This is a genomic window from Paenibacillus sp. MER 180, from assembly GCF_023713665.1.
GTDB classification, from domain to species: Bacteria; Bacillota; Bacilli; order Paenibacillales; family Paenibacillaceae; genus Paenibacillus_B; species Paenibacillus_B suaedae.
The window spans coordinates 1-22,866 of record NZ_JAMAVT010000025.1 but is presented as its reverse complement, the minus strand read 5'-3'; the positions used below and the strand labels follow the sequence as shown (position 1 = coordinate 22,866).

The following is a 22,866-nucleotide window of genomic DNA, read 5'->3' as shown; positions in this document are numbered from 1 at the left end:
CTGCGACTATTTTCGGCGCCAGCGCACACCCTGAGGCGTATCTTCCAGAACGATCCCCTGCTCGGTTAACAGATCACGAATTTCATCGGCTCTCGCCCAGTTTTTCGCTTTGCGAGCATCGTTGCGTTCTTGGATAAGTTGGTCGATTTCCTCATCCAGCAATTCCTCTTCCTTCTCCAATACCAGTCCAAGCACCTCGTTCATCGCTTCAAAGGCATCCAGCAATGCTTCCAAGTCCCCAGCTGCAAGCGAATCAGCTTGCTGCAAATACGAATTCGCCTCACTTGCCCATTCGAATACAGCAGTAATGGCATCTGCCGTATTGAAGTCATCCTGCATCTTCGCATCAAAGGTCTCTAGAATGGAAGCTATCTTCACTTGAAGTGCCTCGTTCGCATCTTCCTGCACAGATGGATCTGTATTCAGAGATGCCAATGCATGGCGGACATTCGCAACTGCATTCGCTATGCGACTGACGCTCTTCTCCGCCTGTTCCATCGCTTCTGCATTGAAGTTCAGTGGGTTGCGATAGTGTGTCGACAACATGAAGTAGCGCAGCGCAGCTGGATCATATTGCTTACGCAGTTGTTGAACCGTCACTCCATTGCCAAGGGACTTCGACATTTTTTCATTATCAATATTAATGTATCCATTATGCATCCACACATTGGCTAACGGCTTGCCTGTTACGGATTCGGACTGCGCTGCTTCACATTCATGATGTGGGAACTGCAGATCCTGGCCACCGCCATGGATATCAATCGTGTCACCCAAGTACTTGCGCGACATCGCAGAGCATTCAATATGCCAACCAGGGCGACCTTCTCCCCATGGGCTAGACCATGAGATTTCGCCTGGCTTGGCTGCTTTCCACAATACGAAGTCAGCAGCATCTTCCTTGCGCTCATCAACTTCGATACGAATACCCAATTGGAGCTCATCCACGTTCTGACGGGAGATCTGACCGTACTTCGCAAACTCTCTGGTACGGAAGTATACATCGCCACCCGACTCATAAGCCCTGCCGCTTGCTACCAACTCCGATATGAAGGTGATGATTTCCTCCATATTTTCCGTTACACGCGGGTTATTCGATGCACGACGAATGCCAAGACCATCATTATCCTCATAGAAAGCCTGAATAAAACGCTCCGATACCTCAGGTACCGTAGATCCAAGTTCAGCTGCTTTGCGGATCAGCTTATCATCAACATCTGTGAAGTTCACGATGTAGTTTACTTCATAATCCAGCGTCTCTAGATAACGGCGGACAACGTCAAAAAAGATCGCAGGCCGCGCATTTCCGATATGGATATAGTCATACACAGTTGGCCCGCATACATACATCGTGATGCGATCCGGATCTATCGGCTGAAACGGCTCTTTCGTACGTGTCAGCGTATTATAAATGTGCAAGGTCATGCAAGTCACTCCTCCTTGATGTTCGGGCATTATTTGTTCACTTTCTCAAGTTCTTTCCTTGGTTGTTGGACAGACTCCTCAACTGGCAGGCTTTTTTGACTTTCAGTCTCTGCAATATCAGCGTCGCTGCCTTGGGGATGCTTAAGTTGGTGCAGTTCAGCTCTCAATGCATCCATCTCAATCTGCATGCTTCGAAGCATATCAATCACTGGGTCAGGCAGTTGGGCATGGTTCAAGCGGTCAATGCGCACTCCATCCTGCTTCACTACACGTCCCGGAATGCCCACGACTGTACAGTTCGGCGGCACTTCCCGGAGCACGACGGAATTGGCTCCAATGCTTGAATTGTCTCCAATAGTGAAGGAGCCAAGCACTTTCGATCCAGAAGCAATGACGACATTGTTCCCAATCGTCGGATGCCGCTTCCCCTTCTCTTTCCCCGTACCTCCAAGTGTTACGCCTTGGTAAATGACTACATCATCGCCAATCTCACAGGTTTCACCAATGACAACTCCCATGCCATGGTCAATAAACAGTCTTTGGCCAATCCTCGCTCCAGGATGTATTTCAATTCCCGTCATGAACCGGCTTATTTGCGAAATAATGCGCGCAGTCGTAAACCAGCGCCAACGATAGAACCGATGTGCAATGAGATGCGCCCAGATGGCATGCAGGCCTGAATAGGTAAAGATTACTTCGAATCGGTTGCGCGCCGCCGGGTCGTTATCGAACACCGCCTGCACATCGGATTTCATTCTTCGAATGACACGCCACATGCTCTGTCCCCCCCGGAACTCAGCGAATTGAGTTAGCATTCCTCTCTCTCATACACACAAGCGGATACATAAATTCATCACAATAAAAAACGCCCCTGCAGCATGATGCTGCAGAGACGCGATGCGCGGTTCCACTCTGCTTGGACAACATCATATCTCCGCTATTGCCATCGTTTATCTATCCTCCACTTACACCGGATACAGAACCATGACATAGCCAAATACTTGTTGCCCCTCTTGAACATCCTTAACGCGGATGATTCGCCACCCCCTACCCATGTACCAGGTACATGCTCAAGGACGGAGCTTCCGGGTGCATCGCATAAGCTTAAAAATGGAACGACTCACAGCCTGTAAGGAGCGATGGACACCAGATCCATAGTCTACCTTATCTCGATCGTTCTCTCTGTTCATTTTTATCCCGCTTATACTCTCCCGTTCAACGCTATTATTAGTATGCTCAATCATACTGTACGAAGCATGACTTTCCTTCAGAACGAAATAATGAAAAGGATTCTATCGTTAAGTATATTCGAAGCTCCTACTGCATGACAATAACAATCGATGAAAGTTATCCGCATGTGCATTCGAATCAAATCCTATCCAAAAACATCAAATCTGATCTATCCATTCAAGCGAGCTAGGACCTTCTCTTTACCAAGCAGAACAATCGTCTCATTCAAATCACGGCCGTGCATTTGCCCAGATACTGCAACACGAACCGGCATGAACAGACCTTTGCCCTTGGCGCCTGTTTCCTTCTGAACTTCCTTCAAGGATACCTTGATCGTATCTGCATCCCAAGTCGTTGCAGCTTCCAGCTTCGCACGAAGTGCTGCCAATACGGTAGGAACCTGCTCTTCAGCGAGCACTGCCTTAGCTTCTTCGTCGATGACAAGTTCTTCACGGAAGAACATCTCCGACAATTCCACAATGTCGGATGCACAGTTCATTTGCTCCTGATACAGCTTCACAAGTGCAGCCGCCCAAGCTTGCTGCTCTTCATTCAGCTGCTCTGGCAACCGTCCTGCACGCTGGAGGTGAGGAATCGACAATGCCGCAATGCGATCAGGTTCTGCTTTCTTCATATACGTATTATTAATATGCGTCAGCTTATTCGTATCAAATACAGCAGGGCTCTTGGACAAGCGCGTCTCGTCAAAGATCGAGATGAGCTCCTCCATTGAGAAGATCTCTTCTTCCCCTTTTGGTGACCAGCCAAGCAATGCGATGAAGTTAACCATTGCCTCTGGCAAGTAGCCGAGCTGCTCATATTGTTCAATAAATTGAATGATCGACTCATCCCGTTTGCTGAGCTTCTTGTGATTCTCATTTACGATGAGCGTCATATGTCCAAATACAGGCGCTTCCCATCCAAACGCTTCAAAGATCATCAATTGGCGAAGCGTATTCGTCACATGATCTTCTCCACGCAGAATGTGAGACATCCGCATCAAATGGTCATCGATGACAACCGCGAAGTTATAAGTCGGTATACCGTCCTTCTTCACGATAACCCAGTCGCCTGTTGTATCGGATTCAAACGTAATTTCACCTTTAACCATATCATTAAAGGTATACGAGCGTCCTTGCGGCACGCGGAAGCGGATGCTAGGCTTGCGGCCTTCTGCCTCCAGGTGTGCATGATCCTCAGCGGACAAGCTGCAGCACTTGCCGGAATACTTCGGTGTTTCACCGCGTTCAACTTGTGCTTCCCGCTCCGCTGCAAGCTCTTCTTCCGTACAATAGCAGCGATAGGCAAGCCCGCGCTCTAGAAGCTCGTCCACATATTTATTATAGATATCCAAGCGCTCCGTCTGACGGTACGGGCCGAAATCCCCGCCTACATCAATGCTCTCATCCCAATCCATGCCGAGCCACTTCATATACGTAAATTGGTTCTCTTCTCCGCCTTCCACATTGCGCTTCACGTCCGTATCCTCGATGCGAACGATGAACTTGCCCCCATGGTGGCGTGCGAACAAATAGTTAAACAATGCCGTACGCGTATTACCAATATGTAAGTGTCCTGTAGGGCTTGGTGCGTAACGAACTCGAATATCGTTATTCATGATTGCTTCACTCCCGTACTTTGTCTTTCCATTAATCATTTCATCATACCATATTGTGAAATAAGCAGACAACAGCCTGTGCGGCAATTCCCTCACCGCGTCCAGCAAATCCTAATTGTTCCGTTGTCGTAGCCTTCACATTCACCTGCGAATCCTCTGCGCCGAGCGCGCGAGCGATATTCGCTACCATCGCTGGAATATGCGGCAGCATCTTCGGTTTCTGTGCAATAATCGTGCAATCGATGTTGCCAAGTCGATAACCGCGCTCAACAGCTAGCTGCCATACATGCTCTAACAGCTTCATGCTGTCCGCATCCTTGAATGCAGGATCCGTATCTGGAAAATGCTTGCCGATATCCCCTAATCCTAGTGCGCCCAGAATTGCATCACTTACCGTATGCAGAAGCACATCAGCATCTGAATGCCCAAGCAATCCCTTCTCGTAAGGAATATGAACGCCGCCAATAATGCACGGCCGTCCCTCTACTAACTGGTGCACGTCGAATCCCTGTCCCACTCTAATCATACGTAAGCCTCCCTCTCCTTCTGCCTCAACATTCAATTTCGCTAAGCTTCAAGACGAGACAGCCACCATGCAGCCCAATCCAGATCATCCGGCGTCGTTAGCTTAATGTTCGTGTAGCTCCCCTCCACTACGTGAACAGCAATTCCCATCCGCTCAACAAGCATCGCATCATCCGTTCCCACGAATTGCTCCTGCTCCGCGAGCTCATGAGCAGCCATTACATCAGCAAGCCGGAAAGCCTGTGGTGTCTGAATCGCCCATAAGCTGCTGCGATCGGGTGTTGCCGTAATAATACCGGACTTGTCCACCTGCTTAATGGTATCCTTGACCGGAACGGCCAATACGGCCGCTCTGTGCTGCCGGGCCGCATCGTAACATGCGCTTACTCTGCCCGGCTCTACAAAGGGCCGTACACCATCATGGATGCACACATATTCGAGTCCACGCGCTTTCAGAGCCTGCAAGCCAGCATATACTGAATGCTGACGTTCCTTGCCTCCTGTAACGATGTCTTGAACCTTATGCAATCCGTATTGTTTCACCCATGCTTCGCAGCGCGCATAATCCTGTTCCGTGGTTACCCATGCGATCGATTCGCACTCCTCCATGGACTGAAACCGCTCTACGGTATGGATGATTACTGGCTTATCCTGTAAATGCAAATACTGCTTACTCTCTTCCGTGCCCATGCGCGTGCCTCTGCCAGCAGCGACTATGACCACGCCAAACCCTCTGTCCATCCTTACTAACCCCCATGATGGTAGTATCCCCATCATACCTGTTTATTGGGCTTTTTCCAACAGTTTTGGCTTAGCAAATATCATTCGTCCTGCTGACGTCTGAAGTACACTGGTCACCAGAACCTCCATCGTCATGCCGATATAATCTCTGCCGCCCTCAACGACGATCATCGTACCATCATCCAAGTAGGCTACACCTTGACCATGTTCCTTACCATCCTTGATGACTTGAACAACAATCTCTTCTCCTGGGAGAACCACTGGCTTCACAGCGTTGGCTAGATCGTTAATATTGAGCACTGATACTCCCTGCAGCTCACATACCTTGTTCAAGTTGAAATCATTCGTTACGACTTTCCCCTTTAGCAGCTTCGCGAGCTTAACCAGCTTGCTGTCTACCTCCGAGATTTCGTCAAAGTCTCCTTCATAAATGAGTACTTTTACTTCCAGTTCTTTTTGAATTTTATTCAGAATGTCCAACCCTCTGCGTCCACGGTTCCGCTTGAGCAAGTCCGACGAATCCGCGATATGCTGCAACTCCTCTAAGACGAATTCAGGAATGACGATTGTCCCTTCAATGAATCCGGTCTTGCATATATCTGCGATGCGACCATCAATGATGACGCTTGTATCCAAGATCTTATGTTCTTCCATTCCTCTGCTCTTCTCTTCACCTCGTTCAGGCATGCGGAAGGCGGAGACCCACTTTACAATCTCATCCTGCTTCATAAGTGCTGCTTGCAACCCTGCTGCTGACAGCAGGACAATCATACAAACCGATACCATACGCCCTACTGTCCCAAACGGCTCAAATAGCGGTACAAGCAACCCCCCAAAGGACAGTCCCATCAATGCGCCAGAAGCTCCAATCACCAGCATCCCTGCTGACATATTTACCATGCGTTCTTCCAAGCTGCCCCATAACCGTGCCAATGGCGTAAAAAGTGCACGACCCATCACAATAAAGCAAAATGCCCCGCCAAGTGCCCATAACAGTCCGTTAGAAGTTATTCCAGGGTTGGATAATGACGAAAACTCCATTGTCTGCATATTCCAATACCGATGGAACTCTGTCCCACTCCATGCTCCGATCAATCCTGCAACCGCATAAAATAATCGTCTGAACACGAAGTCCACCTCCTTATCTAATTTGAATATCTTTACAATTATGGCCCAACCCTCTCGCTCCTAATCGTCCATTCTTACATTTTTAAATTCGAGGCGAAGTTGAAATGTAGGAAATCCTAGTCGTATAATAGGGGAGTAGTACGGAATGGGGAGAGCTGAAATAACGTGAGTCCCTTGAGCAGTATGGCTCGGGCCGAACCACGATTCCATGAATAGAGGTGGATGAGTAATGAGTACTTCCAGTTTGCAATCTTTGCAGGATCAAGTTGGCGATTTATTGTTAAGACACCGAAGCTTGCTGGACATTCTTTCGAAATACGGACAGTCTGACGCCTCGGTAAACCGCGCGGTAACGAAAGCCATAACAGAATGTGGCTGCTTGGAGCTGCATGCGAAGCGGCAGCCCTACCATGACGACATGGATATGGATCAAGCGAAGCAATCTCTTGAATCACATGTTCAAGGTCACTTATGCGAGAACTGCAAGGATGTTGTGAAGAGCGAGCTTGGCAAGCACCTATTCTATATGTCTGCCCTGTGCAATCTGCTTGATATTGATCTTGACGATGTCGTCAAACAGGAATCGAGCAAGTGCCAAACTCTCGGGATATTCAACCTGTCCTAATGGAATGAAGAAGAACTGAAAATTGATACAAGATAATTGGAACGGAAATCATATACAACACAAAAAGCACCTGCCGCCCAATTATGGACTGCAAGTGCTTTTCTTTTGGGTTTATTCGCTTAAGAATGCTTCGACTGGTACCACTCTTCCGCATCAAGCTGTTTCTTGCGGCGGCGATTCAGCATTCTAACGTTTTTTTTTAAACCAAGCAGCGCATACAGTACCAACGGCACAAAAATCAGCTTCGGTGTCTGTTCTGGCTGCCATACCGCGATCGCTACTGCCCCTGCAATAACAAAAGGCGTAATCCAGATGGCCTTCTTCGGAATACCGACTTTCTTGAAGTTCGGATATTTCACAGTACTAACCATTAAGTAAGATAATAAAATCATCGCTATCATAAGATAAGCCGCTGGGATGTTCTCATGGAACAAGGCAAGTGTACATGCCACACCGCCAGCCGCTGGGATTGGCAAGCCGATGAAATACCCCGGAATACCATCCTTAACGTTGAAGCGTGCAAGTCGCAGCGCACCACAAATCGGGAAGATTGCGGTAACGATGCAAGCCAGCACCGGGTTACTATCTGTAAAAGCGACGGCATACATAATAAAGGCTGGCGCTACACCGAATGAAATCACATCGGATAGGGAGTCAAGCTCCTTGCCGAATTCACTCTGTGCGTTCAATGCTCTTGCTACACGCCCATCCAATCCGTCGAGCAACATGGCAATAATAATCATAAGAGCTGCTAAGTTGTAGTCATCGTGAAACGCAAGCATGATGGAAATGATTCCGAGAAACAAGTTACCGATCGTAAACAAGCTCGGAATGGACTTTGTAATCATAGGTTCACCTCTAATTTTACTATGCCCAACGTACGTCCTTTCATTGTAGGAAAATCAAATTTGCCTGTCAATGAAGACCTGCTCCTGAATCCGCTTAAGCCCTTCCTTAATCGCACGAGCGCGAACTTCGCCAATGCCGTCTACTTCATCCAATTCCTCAATCGTTGCCATCATGACATGAGGGAGGTATTGGAAGGTTTCGACTAAGTTGTGAATAATGACATTAGGAAGTCTTGGTATCTTGCTAAGAACGCGGTAACCGCGCGGCGAAACGGATTCTTCCTGAATCGTGCTCGTCGTCGGGTAACCGAGCAGTCTTATTAAATGATGGGTATCAAGCAGTTCATCTGCCGTGCATTTCTTAAGTTGGGCTATGATCTCACGTACCTTCTCATCGCTTCCGTCCCGGGCATAATCCTTCAACAGCAGCCAAGCGTCTTCTTCGGTGTTGCTTACAAGCTCTTCGAGCTGCATGCTGATAAGACGTCCCTCTGTTCCCAGTTCGTTGATGTAACGCTTGATCTCCATCTTAATACGTAACACCATCTCAATACGTTGCACAACGTTTACGACATCGTATAAGGTAACCAATTCTTCGAACTCGGATGCAGTTAAATTTGTCATGCCTTGTACAAGCACAACCTTATATTTTTCCAATGTCTGAATCGCTTGGTTCGCCTTCGTGAGAATAACGCCAATCTCCTTAAGTGCATAACGCAGACTGCCTTGGTACAGTGTAATGACATTCCGGCGCTGGGAGATGGAGACTACCAGCTTCCCCGTCTGCTTCGCTACCCGCTCCGCTGTCCGGTGCCGGATGCCTGTCTCCGTAGATGGAATGGAGGAATCCGGAATGAGCTGTGTGTTCGCATATAATATCCGCTTAATGTCTTCACTCAAGATAATGGCGCCGTCCATCTTGGCTAGTTCGTACAAGTAGCTCGGTGAGAAGTCACAGTTAATGGAGAATCCCCCGTCTACAACTTCCATTACTTCTGGACTGTATCCAACGACAATAAGTGCCCCTGTCTTCGCGCGCAGCACATTCTCAAGCCCGTCGCGGAAAGGCGTTCCTGGTGCGACCATCCGCAGCAGGTCGTTCATAATATCCAGTTGGCTTTCCTTCATTCTATATCTATGCCCCCTAACCTAACGCCACAGCTAATGCTTCAGCAACCGTATTTACTCCAATAATCTCAATATTGGCAGGCGGCTTCCAGCCGCGCAAGCTCTTCTCTGGTAATATAATGCGCTTGAATCCAAGCTTCTCTGCTTCCTTCACTCGCTGTTCTGCACGAGATACCCCACGCACTTCACCGGTTAACCCCACTTCGCCAAAGACAACATCGAATGGTTGTGTCGGCATATCTCGGAAGCTCGAAGCAATTGCAACCGCCATAGCCAAGTCAACAGCTGGCTCATCAAGCTTAATTCCACCCGCTACATTCACGTATGCATCCTGATTCTGCAGGAACATTCCCATTCGCTTCTCCAGCACCGCAATAATAAGCGCCAGACGATGATGATCAATCCCTGTCGCCATCCTCCGCGGAGAAGGGAAGTTCGTCGCCGATACGAGCGCCTGCATCTCAACAAGGACGGGACGGGTTCCCTCAAGGCTGGCTACAACCGTGGATCCTGCAACGCCTAGCGGTCTCTCCTGCAGGAACATCTCGGATGGGTTCTTCACCTCGACAAGTCCGCCCTCCGTCATCTCGAAGATTCCTATCTCATTGGTCGAACCGAACCGGTTCTTTACAGCCCGCAAAATGCGATAGGAATGATGCCGCTCTCCTTCGAAATAAAGGACACAATCGACCATATGCTCCAGCAGCCGTGGACCGGCAATCGCACCTTCCTTCGTCACATGTCCAACAAGGACAGTTGCGATGCCCTTCCCTTTAGCGATGCGCATGAATGTGCTTGTACATTCGCGTACTTGTGCAACACTGCCGGGAGCTGATTCCACCGAAGGTTGAAAGACGGTCTGGATGGAGTCGATAACGAGGAAGTCAGGCTGCGCCGCCTCAAGCGCCTCCTCGATATATTGCAGATTCGTCTCACTGAGGACGAATAAGTTCTCCGACAAGACACCAAGACGATCTGCCCGCAGCTTCGTCTGACGCATCGATTCCTCACCAGATACGTACAGCACCTTGAGGCCGCTGGCAGCCAGTGCATTGGAAGTCTGCAGTAGAAGTGTTGACTTCCCGATACCCGGGTCGCCCCCCACTAGAATAAGTGATCCAGGAACAACACCGCCGCCCAGTACGCGGTTCAACTCACTAAGTGTCGTAGTGAGTCTAGGTTCGCGTCCACTTTCTATGTGTATGATAGATTGCGGCTTTTCTTTCGTTTGAATCAAGGAAGAATGCACACCTGCTGTCTTAATGACTGTCTCCCGCTCTTCCACCATCGTATTCCACTCACCGCAGCCAGGGCATTTCCCCATCCATTTCGGTGTTTCGTATCCACATTCCGTACAGAAAAATTTCGTTTTCACTTTGGCCATGAAGCCGACACTCCTAATCAATATGCTGCAAGTCGTCGGTCGCCATGTCCGCAAACAGGTACCTCGTTACTCATTACTCATTAGTTTACCATTTTTAAGAAGGAGGATAAAGTGCTTTAGCATATCGCAAGCAGAAACAGGCATATGTGGAGCAATAAATAACGAAGAAAAAAAGAACCGTACCTTCCTCCGGGAGGGAGAAAGTACGATTCTTTCCTAAATACTACAGTTCATTATACATGTGCTGTGTTAACCTCGTTGTTGCGCAGGACGAGCAGCTCGCCATCTTTCTCGTCGATGACGACGGCATCGCCCTTGCTGACATTACCCTTCAACAATTCCTCTGACAGGCGATCCTCGATATGCTTCTGAATCGCTCTACGCAATGGACGGGCGCCATACGCTGGATCAAAGCCTTCCTTCGCGAGGAAATTCTTCGCATTGTCTGTCAATTGGAAATCAACATCCTGTTCCTTCAGACGCTTGCGAAGCTCACCAGCCATCAAGGATACGATTTCAGCGATGTGCTTCTGCTCCAAGGAGTGGAACACGATAATTTCATCAATCCGGTTCAAGAATTCTGGGCGGAAGCTCTTCTTCAATTCACCCATCACTTTATCCTTCATGTTGTTGTAGTCTTTGCCTGCATCATCAACTGCAGTGAAGCCAAGCGTAGAATTACGCTTAATTGCTTCGGCACCTACGTTGGATGTCAGGATAATAAGCGTGTTACGGAAGTCAACTACACGTCCCTTCGAATCGGTGAGACGGCCATCTTCCAACACTTGAAGCAAAATGTTGAATACTTCTGGATGTGCCTTCTCGATTTCGTCCAACAAGACGACTGAGTATGGCTTACGGCGAACCTTCTCCGTCAATTGGCCGCCCTCTTCATAGCCGACATATCCCGGAGGTGCTCCGACGAGACGAGCTGTCGAATGCTTCTCCATGTATTCGGACATATCAATTCGGATTACCGCATTCTCATCACCGAACAAAGATTCGGCCAAGGCACGAGCAAGCTCAGTCTTACCTACCCCAGTTGGGCCAAGGAAGATGAAGGAGCCCATCGGACGCTTCGGATCCTTCAACCCTGCACGCGCACGGCGGATTGCACGACTCACTGCTTTCACCGCTTCATCTTGGCCGATGACACGCTCATGAAGAATCTCTTCCATCTTGAGCAAGCGCTCTGTCTCTTCTTCCTTCAGCTTCAATACCGGAATCCCGGTCCAGCTCGCTACGACTTGAGCAATATCCTCTGGCGTAACTTCAGAATCCACGCGTCCCTGCTTCTCTTTCCACTGGTTGCGAACGGTCTCCAGTTCTTCGCGCATCTTCTGCTCCGTATCACGCAGCGCAGCAGCCTTCTCGAATTCTTGGCTTTGCACAGATGCGTCCTTCTCTTTGCGGATGTCTTCCAAACGTGCTTCAAGCTCTTTCAAATTTGGTGGTACTGTATACGAATGAAGGCGAACTTTCGAGCTCGCTTCATCAATCAAGTCAATTGCCTTATCCGGCAGGAAGCGGTCTGTAATATACCGATCCGAGAGCTTCACCGCTTGCTCAATTGCCTCATCAGTAATTTTCACACGGTGATGGGCTTCATAACGATCACGCAGCCCAGTCAAGATCTGGATTGCTTCCTCTGGAGTAGGCTGGTCAACCGTAATCGGCTGGAAGCGGCGTTCGAGCGCTGCATCCTTCTCGATATATTTGCGGTACTCATCAAGTGTTGTCGCCCCAATGCACTGCAGCTCTCCACGAGCCAATGCAGGCTTCAAAATGTTCGATGCATCAATGGCGCCTTCAGCACCGCCGGCACCGATGAGCGTATGCAATTCATCGATGAACAGGATGACATTGCCTGCTTGGCGGATTTCATCCATGATCTTCTTCAGGCGATCCTCGAATTCACCCCGGTATTTCGTTCCGGCTACAACCGAACCCATATCAAGCGTCATAACACGCTTATCGCGAAGCGTCTCTGGAATTTCATTGTTAATAATCTTCTGTGCCAGACCTTCTGCTACGGCCGTCTTACCAACCCCAGGCTCTCCGATAAGTACGGGGTTGTTCTTCGTACGGCGGCTAAGCACTTGAATGACGCGCTCAATTTCCTTCGAACGGCCGATAACCGGATCAAGATTGCCTTCCTTCGCTACTGCTGTCAGATCACGAGCTAAGCTGTCCAGTGTCGGTGTGCTTACATTTTGCGACTGTCCATGATGGCTGGATACCGCTTCGCTGCTTCCAAGCAGCTGCAGCACTTGTTGGCGTGCCTTGTTCAAGCTAATGCCAAGGTTGTTCAACACCCGTGCTGCTACGCCTTCTCCTTCCCGGATCAAGCCAAGCAGAATGTGCTCTGTACCCACATAAGTGTGGCCAAGCTTGCGCGCTTCATCCATGGACAGCTCAATCACTTTCTTCGCACGCGGGGTATATGCAATATTGAGTGGCTGTTCTTGACCGCGCCCGATCAAGGTTTCGACTTCGTCCTGAATCTTCTCCAATCCAAGGCCAAGCGCTACAAGTGCCTTAGCTGCGATGCCTTCCCCTTCGCGAATAAGTCCAAGCAGAATATGCTCCGTTCCGATATTGTTATGCCCGAGTCGTACTGCTTCTTCTTGTGCCAAAGCCAATACTTTCTGCGCACGTTCTGTGAATCTACCGAACATCATAAGTGTTGCACCTCCATATTACATTATGATTTAGATTTGGATAACGTCTCGCGAATCATCTTCGCGCGATATGAATCCCGATCTTCTTGAGATAATGTCGTGTTGTATTTATATTGTAAGAAGCCTGGCTGTGTCATGACCAATAATTCATTCAGTTGTGACGATTGAATATGCTGCAGGATGCCAAGGTCAGAACCAAGCCTAATGTCGGACAACCGCTGTGCGGCTTCTTTTGAATCCATAATAACTGCATGCTTCAAAATTCCATATGAGCGGCAAATGCGATCCGTAAGCCGCATGCTATTGCTTGTCAGCAGCTGTTCACGAGCTGCCTTCTCATGCTCGATTAATTGCTTCACAACACTGTACAAATTATCAATAATCTCAGATTCGGATTGGCCTAATGTAATCTGATTTGATATTTGGAACAGGTTGCCGATCGCTTCGCTTCCTTCTCCGTATATGCCTCTAACCGCCAATCCAACTTGGGTAACGGCCTGAAGCATGAGGTTAATCTGCTGTGTCATTACCAATGCTGGCAAATGCATCATCACCGATGCCCGTATTCCTGTTCCCACATTCGTCGGGCAGCTCGTTAAGAAACCTCTCTTTTCATCGAAGGCGTAGTCGATTTGCGATTCAAACACATCATCGATGCGGTTAGCCTGCTCCCAAGCCTCACGAATTTGCAGCCCTGGAGATAGGCATTGAATACGAAGATGATCTTCCTCGTTAATCATGATGCTTATCGACTCATCCTCACTGACAATGACCGCGCCATTGCGGGACTCATTTGCCAAACTCGGGGATATCAAATGCTTCTCTACTAGAACTTGCTTCTCTGTATCGCTAAGCTCTGCCAGCTCTAATTCATGAAAGTGATTCAATTGCGCAAATTCCGGGTCTTTCATGACTGCTGACAAACGATCCAACACCTCGGCCGATTGTTGATTCGTAGCCAAGAGTGGGAACGGCAGTCCGCTAATATTCCGTGCTATACGGATACGGCTGCTGATGACGATATCGGAATCTGGACCCGTGCCGCGCATCCAATCGCTTAGGGCTTCTTCAATAAATCGTCGCTCTGTCATCTCGTCATCTCCTTCCAATTCGCACTGCTTATTGTCATCTTACTCTCTCGATAGCGCTTGTATCCTAGGTGCTATGAACTGCTATGAACTGCTTCTCTCCGAACCGCTTGGCGGCTGCTTCTCCAACTCGCGAATACGGTCACGCAAGGTTGCGGCCTCTTCGAACTCTTCACGCAAAATACTGAACTGCAGCTGCTTCTTCAATTCTTCCAGCTCGCGTCTGCGCTGAATTCGGCCTCCCCCACGCTTCGGAATTTTGCCAACGTGAACGGTATTGCCATGTACCCGCTTCAATAGCGGATCTAAGCGCTCACCGAAAAAGGTGTAGCATTCATCACAGCCAAAGCGGCCGAGCTTACCGAACTGTGCATAAGTCAGTCCGCACTTCTCACAGCGCATAGGCTGTGGCTTCGCATCTTCCTTAGCTCCCTGTTTGCTGCCTGTCAGATCAAAATCAAGCAATCCCGACAATAAATTATGGATGGAGAATCCGTTCGCCGTGCCTGGAATCCATTCGCCTTTTTCCCGGGCACATGATTCACAAATGTGAAACTCCGTCTTCTGTCCATTAATGATTTTCGTAAAATGCAGGGTAGCCGGTTTCTGACCACATTGTTGACACACCATAACCGTCTCTCCTCCTTTATAGGTAGCATCCATCTTACATACTTACATCTCTACTTGCTAAGCAGTGCCAGCAGCATCGACCTTAGCAGCCGGGCACGTATCTCGTCGCGGTAGGGAAGCTTTACTGTTATATTGTCCCGAGAAACAGCAGCCCGCAGCAGATTCGCTTCCCGGCGGGAGATGAATTCCGCTTCTTCTAGTTGATAGATAAGACCTTCAGCGGCGCTCTGCTCAATCTGCTCCCCAATGGATTCGCACAAATGATTATGAATCGCTTGATGGGCTGGCAAGTCAATTCGCTGAATGCGAATATACCCTCCACCTCCACGTTTGCTCTCAACAACATAACCCTTCTCCAACGTAAAGCGTGTGCTGATCACATAGTTAATCTGCGATGGAACACAAGAGAATTGTTCTGCCAAGTCATTGCGCTGAATCTCAACGGCACCTTCCGAACTCTCAAGTAATATATGCTTCAAGTAGTGCTCGATTAGGTCGGAAATGTTGCGCATCTTCTCCCCCCTTTCCGCCTGCAGCAGTCTCTATATTAGGTTTAACCAAATATAAGCCTCACTTATTCTAGTTTGGCGCAATATTTTGAACTTTTTTGACTATTAATCTGACTTTGACTTTCTTTGACTTTATTTTTATTATAGCGCACTCGTTTGATTTTGCAACTATTTTAGATCGATTTCATCAGCTATTCTACACGATGATGTGGATAACCTTCTTCTTGGTTAAAAAGCACACGCTCATTCCATCTCAATTACGCAATATATTCAATTACACGGTTGATGGTAAGCCCTATTCGTGAAACTCTATATGTGGATACCTGGGAACTTCTCCACACTCGTGGATAAATGATGGGTTAAATGTGCATAAGGAGACTCATTTATCCCTTCTCCACAGCTTGTTCATTGAGAAATATGCATGGTGTACATTTTACCGCAATGTTCGTCCAATTATGCACATGTGAATAACATATTGAAACAAGCTAATGAATGCCTGCGTTCGTTCCAGTATAAAAACTCCCGCTGCCGTCCTTACGGATGACACGGGAGTGATGGTCGTGCTATTCAGCAATATATTGTAGAGCAAGGAGAAGTCTGGTCAATGCAACTCCCGCTTCTGCTCGTGTAGCGTTGCCGCTAGGACGCAGCGTGCGGTCTTGGTAGCCATTAAGGAACCCAGTTGAGAGTTCCAGATGATGACCTTCAAGACGAGCAGCATTGACAAGCATTTGTGCCAATTCCTCTCGAGTAATGGATGCATTCGGATGGAATGATCCGTCACCATCCCCCTCAACAAGCTTCAGTTGCACCGCAGTCACAAGTGCATCTGCATACCAAGCTGATGCTGGCACATCCATGAAGGCATCCTTGGACAGTTTCTGTCCTTGGACATCGCCATAGCCTAACGCCCGCACAAGCATGGACGTGAATTCTGCTCGAGTTACCATATCATTCGGGGCAAACTGTCCATTTCCTCTGCCTTGAATAATGAACTTAGAAGCTAGCAGCTCCATATTTTCTTTCGCCCAATGGCCATTCAAATCATGGAAGCTCGGTCCATACTTGAGTACTGCGAAGATACCGTTATAATCGTGCTTCATGTTCATTATCGAATTCGATTCGCCCTCAGTGCGCTCCATCCAGGACGGAACGAATGAGAATGTCTTTGTCTTTGCATTATACTTTACAGCTGTCATCTTCCCAGCACTTTGGCTGCTCGGCAGTCGGATAGAGCCCGTTGTAAGAATGCCTGCACGATCAGCAATTGGCTCCTGCTTCCCATCCTGCTCCAAACGCAACTGGAACTGAACAGCTGCCATCAAATGAGCACCTGGCTGTGTGGATGTTGCAGATGTAAGCACCTTCAGCAATTCAGCCGAAGGCTTCATCATGTGCACGGTCAGCAATTGTGATGCATTCCCATTGCTCAGATCTGCTAGCTGTTTCATCGGAAGTTGATAGCTGCCTGCTCCCGAGCGTACCACAATGTTCAATTGCGTATGTTCCTTCATTGCCTGACTCAATTTCTTCATCGGGATTCGAATACGAACGTCTTCTGACTCCGACGGCGCTGCAATTGTCCAAGTTCTCATTCCTGTTGCCGAACCCGTCAAACGAGACATCTCTTCCATATCTTCATTTCGAATGAACAGCTCAACTGTCGTCGTTCCGTCAGCATTCTTCAGAAGATTCAACGTTGTTGGCTCATAACGAACGCCATCTTTCGTGACGGTCATTCCCTTAAATGACTCTTCTGTTCCCCCTTGAGCAGCCCCGCCGTTTCGTTCATTGCTGCCATTTTCGTTTTCAGAGCCGCTTCCTGTGTCAGTGCCCGTTTCTGGCTTCGTACCTGGGTCTGTTCCTGGGTCTCTCACGACGACAATCGAGCGCCCGTTTACAGTATTGTGCGGATCATTCAGTTCGTTTGTTACTCCATCCTTGGTAATGAAGAATTTGTACGTATAATCGCCTTTCGCTGCGTTCTTCATTACGTAGATGAACCATTCGTTTTCTGCATCGTACGTCATCGAGTAAGACTTGCCGTTGATCGCAATATCAGCCTGCGTGATCCGATCCTGCGCTCCACTCGCAAACAACGCTTCATCCCGATAATAGAACGCAACCTGACTCTTCCCTTGAACCGGGCCAGCTACTGAAGGCAGCGTCCGAAATGATTCCTGCCCACTATATACATACACCTTGGTTAGCGTGTCATCCACACTCGTCTTAATGAAGCGATTGGCATCGATATCTTTCTCTTCCCAGTTGCCCCGTTTGACGATAAACCCAATCGATTCAGACTCTGGAGCGATTTCAATCATGGCAGTCGCCATTCCTTTGTCAAAATGCTGGAACTCATGACCGTCATCTTTTACACCTGTCTGCCATACCCATAATCCCCAGTTGTCGTATTTCGCGTCTGGACGAACATAGTTGATTTGTACATAGCGCTTCAGGAAAGGCTTAACCACTACCTTCTTCGAGGCCTCTGCTGTTCCAACCCGAGCTGTAATGACCGCTGTTCCTTCCTTCACGCCTGTTACCTTCCCAGCACGGTCTATTCTAGCCACTGATGCATCCGACGTACTCCACTCCGCAGCTGCACCAGACATCGTCTGTCCGAATTGATCCTTGATAGCAACTGTAAATGGTGATGTGCGACCCTCAAAAATTGAATCTGCACCGTTAATGGACAGCGTCGTAGGAACAAGCTTCGCTACTGTCACATTTACCTGTGCTTTCAAATTGCCCGAGGTTGCGGTAAGAACTGCGGCTCCTTCCTTCACTGCCGTTACTTTGCCTCCACTGTTGATGACAGCCACAGCAGCATCGGATGTTGACCATGATACATTCTCAGTAAACATTGGACGTTCCTTCTGATCACGCACCACTGCTGTCAAACGAGTGCTTGTGCCTGGCTCTAACCCAAGCGTAGCAGGCGCTACTTCAAGCTTTGACGCTATCGGTGTATAGCCATTCTCCTGATCGTACAACACCATCATGGACAATCCGGCTACTTCTACCTTGCCGCCCTTCACCGTACGTATCGTCTCCACACCAGCTGACGTATGGTCAACAACCACACTCCATTCTTCCGCAGTAGGCAGTGCAACTTCTTGTGGAGCAGACGAACCGTTATAAATGACGGCGATATTGCGCCACGTATCCCCATTTGCATAGTTATTCAGCTTGAATGCGATAACTTGACCTTCTTGGCGATACACTTGTAAGTTCGATTTCACCTCATCCTTCGTTGTCATGCGGAATGCTGGATGTGCTGCTCGCAGCTCGATAAGACCTTTCAAATAATCGAATACTGGCTTGTACTCCGCCTTCTGTTTCCATACGATCTGATTAATCTCATCTGGGCTCTCATAGCTGTTATGATCTCCGAACTTGCTGCGAAGCAGCTCATCTCCTGCATGAAGGAACGGAATGCCTTGTGCCGTAAGAACAATGCCATTTGCAAGCAAAGAACGCTTAACGGTCTCGTTATCCATTACATTTGACTCCGTCAAGGTTGCGAACGGATTGCGTTTTATATCAATATCTTTCCCCTGCGTCTTCAGCACCTTATCCCACAAATTCAAGTTATCATGTGCGGTTACATAGTTAATCGTCTCTGTCGGAGAGGCCGTAAAGTCTGTGATTGCACCAAGCAGACCTTTCACCACATCCGCTTCTTTGCCTTCGGCTCCTGTTGCGAATCCTTTGGAAGCGTCGTCACTTCCACCCTTTATTGCCCCGCGAATATTGTCATTGAATACAGCGAATCCTTCTCCGCGCTGCTTGCCTTTCTCAATCTGCAATTCCGCAGCAAGCGGTGTGCTGCCTCCCGACCACGGCTCGCCATAGATTATGATGCTTGGATCAATCTCTCTCAGCTCACGCACGATGGCGCGTGTTGTCTGCAGATCGACTAGCTTCATCAAGTCGAAGCGGAATCCGTCTACATTGTACTCCTCAGCCCAGTATTTCACGGAGTCCTGCACGTATTTGCTAACCATCGGTCTCTCTGTTGCTACTTCATTCCCTACACCGGAGCCGTTAGTGAAGTTGCCTTGCTCATCGCTCCGATAGAAATAACCCGGTACAATCTTATCAAATACCGACATATCCGATTCCAGGCCGGTTACAAATGTATGATTGTACACGACATCCAGCACGACCCGAATGCCTTGGTCATGAAGCGCTTGCACCATTGCCTTGAACTCACGAATTCGCTTCGCTGGGTCCTCCTGTTCTGCATTGGTCGTATAGGAACCCTCAGGCATGTTATAGTTTACCGGATCATAGCCCCAATTGAATTTTCGTTCTTTCGAACTTGGATCATCCACCAGCTTCTCATTTACCGAACCGAAGTCATAGGTCGGAAGCAAGTGAACATGCGTGATACCAAGCTCTTTCAAATGGTCGATCCCTGTCTTTATATCTGGCTTTCCAGGCAAAGTCGTTCCCGTTTCCGTAAAGGCAGTAAACTTGCCTCGACTTGCTGGGGATACTCCTGAATTCTCATGAATTGAAAAATCACGGACATGCAATTCGTATATGACAGCGTCTGTTGGATTCAGGAATGGGGGCTTCCGATCTCCGTCCCAGTTCTTCGGATTGGTTGCTGCAAGATCAATAATTGCCGATTTCCCACTATTCACCGATGCCGATCTCGCATATGGATCAAGTGCATACGCAATACTGCCATCCGGGAATTGCAGCTTGTACATGTAATAGGTTCCATGCAAGTTGCCATTCACGTTAGCGGCCCATACCCCTGTAGCTGCATCCTTACGCATCGAGACTTCCCTGCTAGGCACGTCATTCGCCATGTCCGCTCTATCGTACAAGGCTAACGAAGCTTGTGCAGCCGTAGGCGCCCATACTTTGAAGCTGCTTGAAGTCGAATGATACGTAACACCTAAGTCATCCCCAGCATATACGTAGCTATCCAAAATACCACGCATCTTGATCGGCATATCCCGATACATGTTCTGTGTATTTCCTTCATAGCGTACTGTATATGCCTTTGACACATCATCAACCGGATTGGACAAATGGATCTTCACAGATTTCTCATCTGCGCCCTGAGAGGATATGCCCTCCAATTTGGTTGTACCTTCATATGCGGCAAATGCGGAGTAATCCAAGTTCGGAACAATGTCCTTCAATGTAACGCGAACTTCATGATCCTGATCCATCCATGCAGCATGCATAGAAGGCTGAGCCTTCGTTGTAAAGGAAAACTCATATGCTGTGTTCGGTGTATTCGTGTCTTTCCCCGTTGCCACTCCCGCTGGTATAACAACCTTATACTCTGTATCATAGCGCAGCGGTTGACTCGGTGTAACGACCAACTGCTGCTCCTTTATCGTCACATCTATTGGTTGGGCCGCACCTAGCTTATCCTCAAGTGTGATGCCTTGCCCATTCATCTCAATTTGTTCGGAGAAGGTGACGATAATCGGCTTATTAACTGCTACATGCTGCTGTTTATTAGCCGGATCTGTGCTAATCAGCTCCAGAGTGTCACTCATCCCCTTTATCTCGTAATTTCCGGCATATACACGTTGTACATTCGGGTTCGATGATTCATTCCAACTACTTGCTCGTGTATTCCCCGGATCTTCTGGTATTACATTGAATGCACCATGCGTGTCCTCATTTCCGCTTAGAACAACAATTGGACGCAAAACGTCATGATTTTTTAGCTTGAGCTGATGCAGTGGTATAGACGCTTCAAATCCTGACTGTCTGGATACAGCGAATTCTGCTCCTTTACGATCTCCCCATGTGGATAAAATGGGGGTATTGTAATCCGAGGCCTCATATAAAGCAGCGCCTTCTATTTCATTGTCTTGTTTCAAACGCATCATAAGATGATACTGCGGCTTCTCTGTTGTACCGCTAAAATTATATTTCGCTTTCCATGGGTTGTCCGCATTGCCTGAATCAACCTGATTCACATTGAGGGCAATATCAATATACTGCCCCTTATCTCCCCAATTCGGCAATTGTGCATCTACCCATATATACAGCTTCTTACTATCATTGATCAGTTTGATTGCACCTAGTTTCGTATCGCCATATGTGCTCTCTGTTACAGATGTCCCAAGTGCCGCCACATCGTCCCAGAGACTGTCTTTAACCCCATCAATGATTGGAGCAAAAGTAACCGTAAATGGCTCGCAATAGGTAGATAAGCCGTTCGGGTTCTGTTTCATATTCCAGCCTGTCGCAATTTCATTGTCTGCCGTTTCGGGAATGACATCGAATACACCATGCTCATCCGCGCGATCACCGCTAAGAACAACAATCGCTTTGACGGTGTCATTCAGCTTCAATTGAAGCTTGTTCAGAGGAATTGCCCCTGTCATCACTTTGGCTTGGTCTGTAACTTGGAAGGAAGCCCCTTGCAAATCTCCTGTATGAAGCAAAGGCGTTGATGAGGCACTCTCATATACAGCCACCTCGCCGCCTTGTTTCGCTTCCATCACGATATGGAACTTCGGCTTCAGCTGTGTATGGTTATAATTGAATTGTCGTTGATAAGGATTGGTTGCGACTCCGGAATCAAAATCATTGATCTGCAAAGCGATATCAAGATACTGCCATGACTCAGCATGAGCTGCATCGACACGGAAATACAAATACTTTGCATCGCTTGTCAATTTCATCTGATCCAACTTGGCACTATTCCAGCCTGCTGTCGATGACGAGCCTAATGGCTTCACCATATTCCAATCAACAGCCTTCAATGCATCTTCTGCCGTTGTCTTTTCTGCTGATTGGGGCTGTAGTTGCTGCTTCTTCTCGCCTAAGGAGTCTTGGACTGTAGATGTAGAAAATGCATAAGTCATCCCTCCTCCCCATACTGGCATCAAGCTGATTAGCATGACACCAATTAACATACCAGAGATCGAAGCCTTCCATTTCCTCATGACATTACTCCTCTCCAAATAAATGCAAACGTTTGCATAAATAACAAAGAATAATGATGCTAGATTGATTGTCTTTACCTAATTATGTAGTGGTGCAATACCTCCATAGATAAATCACCCTTAATGTAAACGCTTGCAAAATCAAGCATACTGGTTCGTTTATTCCCTGTCAACCATCCTTAAGACCTAGCCTAAGTCCTTATATACAAAAAGACCACCGTCGAGATATCTCAACAGTGGTCTTTCGTTGCTTGGCGACGTCCTACTCTCCCGGGACCCTGCGGTCCAAGTACCATCGGCGCTGGAGGGCTTAACGGTCGTGTTCGGGATGGGTACGCGTGGAACCCCTCCGCCATCGCCACCAAACAGCATTG

At 48.2% G+C, this 22,866-nt stretch carries 15 protein-coding genes and 1 rRNA gene; 1 reads left to right on the top strand and 15 read right to left on the bottom strand.

All coding sequences use genetic code 11. From position 1 onward, the window contains the following. Positions 1–6: 6 nt before the first annotated feature. From cysS to M3661_RS26720, 6 genes are all read right to left on the bottom strand, one after another. On the bottom strand, positions 7–1,422 hold the full coding sequence (gene cysS, locus M3661_RS26745; protein WP_142546703.1) for a cysteine--tRNA ligase: 1,416 nt from the start codon (positions 1,420–1,422) through the stop codon (positions 7–9). Positions 1,423–1,451: 29 nt separating this feature from the next. Continuing rightward, the gene (gene cysE, locus M3661_RS26740; RefSeq protein ID WP_251490013.1) at positions 1,452–2,198 is read right to left on the bottom strand and encodes a serine O-acetyltransferase; all 747 of its coding nucleotides are present in this window, start codon (positions 2,196–2,198) and stop codon (positions 1,452–1,454) included. Positions 2,199–2,821: 623 nt separating this feature from the next. Beyond that, the gene (gltX, locus tag M3661_RS26735; RefSeq protein ID WP_028532527.1) at positions 2,822–4,270 is read right to left on the bottom strand and encodes a glutamate--tRNA ligase; all 1,449 of its coding nucleotides are present in this window, start codon (positions 4,268–4,270) and stop codon (positions 2,822–2,824) included. 43 nt (positions 4,271–4,313) lie between these two features. After that, a complete protein-coding gene (ispF, locus tag M3661_RS26730) occupies positions 4,314–4,796 on the bottom strand; it encodes a 2-C-methyl-D-erythritol 2,4-cyclodiphosphate synthase (protein WP_028532528.1) in 483 nt (160 codons plus the stop codon). 41 nt (positions 4,797–4,837) lie between these two features. Beyond that, positions 4,838–5,536: a 2-C-methyl-D-erythritol 4-phosphate cytidylyltransferase gene (ispD, locus tag M3661_RS26725; RefSeq protein WP_251490011.1), complete on the bottom strand. Its 699-nt coding sequence runs from the start codon at positions 5,534–5,536 to the stop codon at positions 4,838–4,840. A 42-nt stretch (positions 5,537–5,578) separates the two neighbouring features. Then, positions 5,579–6,664 (bottom strand): PIN/TRAM domain-containing protein, encoded by a 1,086-nt coding sequence (locus M3661_RS26720; RefSeq protein WP_021252483.1) that lies wholly within the window; start codon positions 6,662–6,664, stop codon positions 5,579–5,581. Between the two features lie 229 nt (positions 6,665–6,893). Between M3661_RS26720 and M3661_RS26715 the strand changes: the two genes are divergently transcribed. Beyond that, on the top strand, positions 6,894–7,289 hold the full coding sequence (locus tag M3661_RS26715) for a nucleoside triphosphate pyrophosphohydrolase family protein (protein ID WP_072732037.1): 396 nt from the start codon (positions 6,894–6,896) through the stop codon (positions 7,287–7,289). A 119-nt stretch (positions 7,290–7,408) separates the two neighbouring features. On the opposite strand, the gene pssA is transcribed toward M3661_RS26715, so the two are convergent. The 9 genes from pssA to rrf form a co-directional block, all read right to left on the bottom strand. Further along, complete coding sequence (gene pssA, locus M3661_RS26710) at positions 7,409–8,137, bottom strand: CDP-diacylglycerol--serine O-phosphatidyltransferase (protein WP_065291726.1); 729 nt, start codon at positions 8,135–8,137, stop codon at positions 7,409–7,411. Positions 8,138–8,191: 54 nt separating this feature from the next. After that, complete coding sequence (disA, locus tag M3661_RS26705) at positions 8,192–9,265, bottom strand: DNA integrity scanning diadenylate cyclase DisA (protein WP_021252486.1); 1,074 nt, start codon at positions 9,263–9,265, stop codon at positions 8,192–8,194. 16 nt (positions 9,266–9,281) lie between these two features. Continuing rightward, a complete protein-coding gene (radA, locus tag M3661_RS26700; RefSeq protein WP_021252487.1) occupies positions 9,282–10,649 on the bottom strand; it encodes a DNA repair protein RadA in 1,368 nt (455 codons plus the stop codon). Between the two features lie 233 nt (positions 10,650–10,882). After that, entirely contained in the window at positions 10,883–13,330 is a 2,448-nt protein-coding gene (gene clpC, locus M3661_RS26695) for an ATP-dependent protease ATP-binding subunit ClpC (protein ID WP_021252488.1), read from the bottom strand. Positions 13,331–13,353: 23 nt separating this feature from the next. Next, entirely contained in the window at positions 13,354–14,421 is a 1,068-nt protein-coding gene (gene mcsB, locus M3661_RS26690; protein ID WP_072732038.1) for a protein-arginine kinase McsB, read from the bottom strand. An 81-nt stretch (positions 14,422–14,502) separates the two neighbouring features. Next, positions 14,503–15,048 carry a protein-arginine kinase activator protein McsA gene (mcsA, locus tag M3661_RS26685; protein ID WP_065291729.1) on the bottom strand — a complete coding sequence of 182 codons (546 nt, stop codon included), beginning with the start codon at positions 15,046–15,048 and terminating at the stop codon, positions 14,503–14,505. A 50-nt stretch (positions 15,049–15,098) separates the two neighbouring features. Then, entirely contained in the window at positions 15,099–15,560 is a 462-nt protein-coding gene (locus M3661_RS26680; protein WP_021252491.1) for a CtsR family transcriptional regulator, read from the bottom strand. 560 nt (positions 15,561–16,120) lie between these two features. Continuing rightward, on the bottom strand, positions 16,121–22,492 hold the full coding sequence (gene pulA / locus M3661_RS26675) for a type I pullulanase (RefSeq protein ID WP_251490009.1): 6,372 nt from the start codon (positions 22,490–22,492) through the stop codon (positions 16,121–16,123). 249 nt (positions 22,493–22,741) lie between these two features. Continuing rightward, positions 22,742–22,858 (bottom strand): 5S ribosomal RNA (gene rrf / locus M3661_RS26670). Positions 22,859–22,866: the final 8 nt, after the last annotated feature.

Excerpts from the sequence above, each read along its gene's own strand:
- cysS (WP_142546703.1), bottom strand. The coding sequence starts at position 1,422 with ATGACCTTGCACATTTATAATACGCTGACACGTACGAAAGAGCCGTTT.
- cysE (WP_251490013.1), bottom strand. The coding sequence starts at position 2,198 with ATGTGGCGTGTCATTCGAAGAATGAAATCCGATGTGCAGGCGGTGTTC.
- gltX (WP_028532527.1), bottom strand. The coding sequence starts at position 4,270 with ATGAATAACGATATTCGAGTTCGTTACGCACCAAGCCCTACAGGACAC.
- ispF (WP_028532528.1), bottom strand. The coding sequence starts at position 4,796 with ATGATTAGAGTGGGACAGGGATTCGACGTGCACCAGTTAGTAGAGGGA.
- ispD (WP_251490011.1), bottom strand. The coding sequence starts at position 5,536 with ATGGACAGAGGGTTTGGCGTGGTCATAGTCGCTGCTGGCAGAGGCACG.
- M3661_RS26715 (WP_072732037.1), top strand. The coding sequence starts at position 6,894 with ATGAGTACTTCCAGTTTGCAATCTTTGCAGGATCAAGTTGGCGATTTA.
- pssA (WP_065291726.1), bottom strand. The coding sequence starts at position 8,137 with ATGATTACAAAGTCCATTCCGAGCTTGTTTACGATCGGTAACTTGTTT.
- disA (WP_021252486.1), bottom strand. The coding sequence starts at position 9,265 with ATGAAGGAAAGCCAACTGGATATTATGAACGACCTGCTGCGGATGGTC.
- radA (WP_021252487.1), bottom strand. The coding sequence starts at position 10,649 with ATGGCCAAAGTGAAAACGAAATTTTTCTGTACGGAATGTGGATACGAA.
- clpC (WP_021252488.1), bottom strand. The coding sequence starts at position 13,330 with ATGATGTTCGGTAGATTCACAGAACGTGCGCAGAAAGTATTGGCTTTG.
- mcsB (WP_072732038.1), bottom strand. The coding sequence starts at position 14,421 with ATGACAGAGCGACGATTTATTGAAGAAGCCCTAAGCGATTGGATGCGC.
- mcsA (WP_065291729.1), bottom strand. The coding sequence starts at position 15,048 with ATGGTGTGTCAACAATGTGGTCAGAAACCGGCTACCCTGCATTTTACG.
- M3661_RS26680 (WP_021252491.1), bottom strand. The coding sequence starts at position 15,560 with ATGCGCAACATTTCCGACCTAATCGAGCACTACTTGAAGCATATATTA.
- pulA (WP_251490009.1), bottom strand. The coding sequence starts at position 22,492 with ATGAGGAAATGGAAGGCTTCGATCTCTGGTATGTTAATTGGTGTCATG.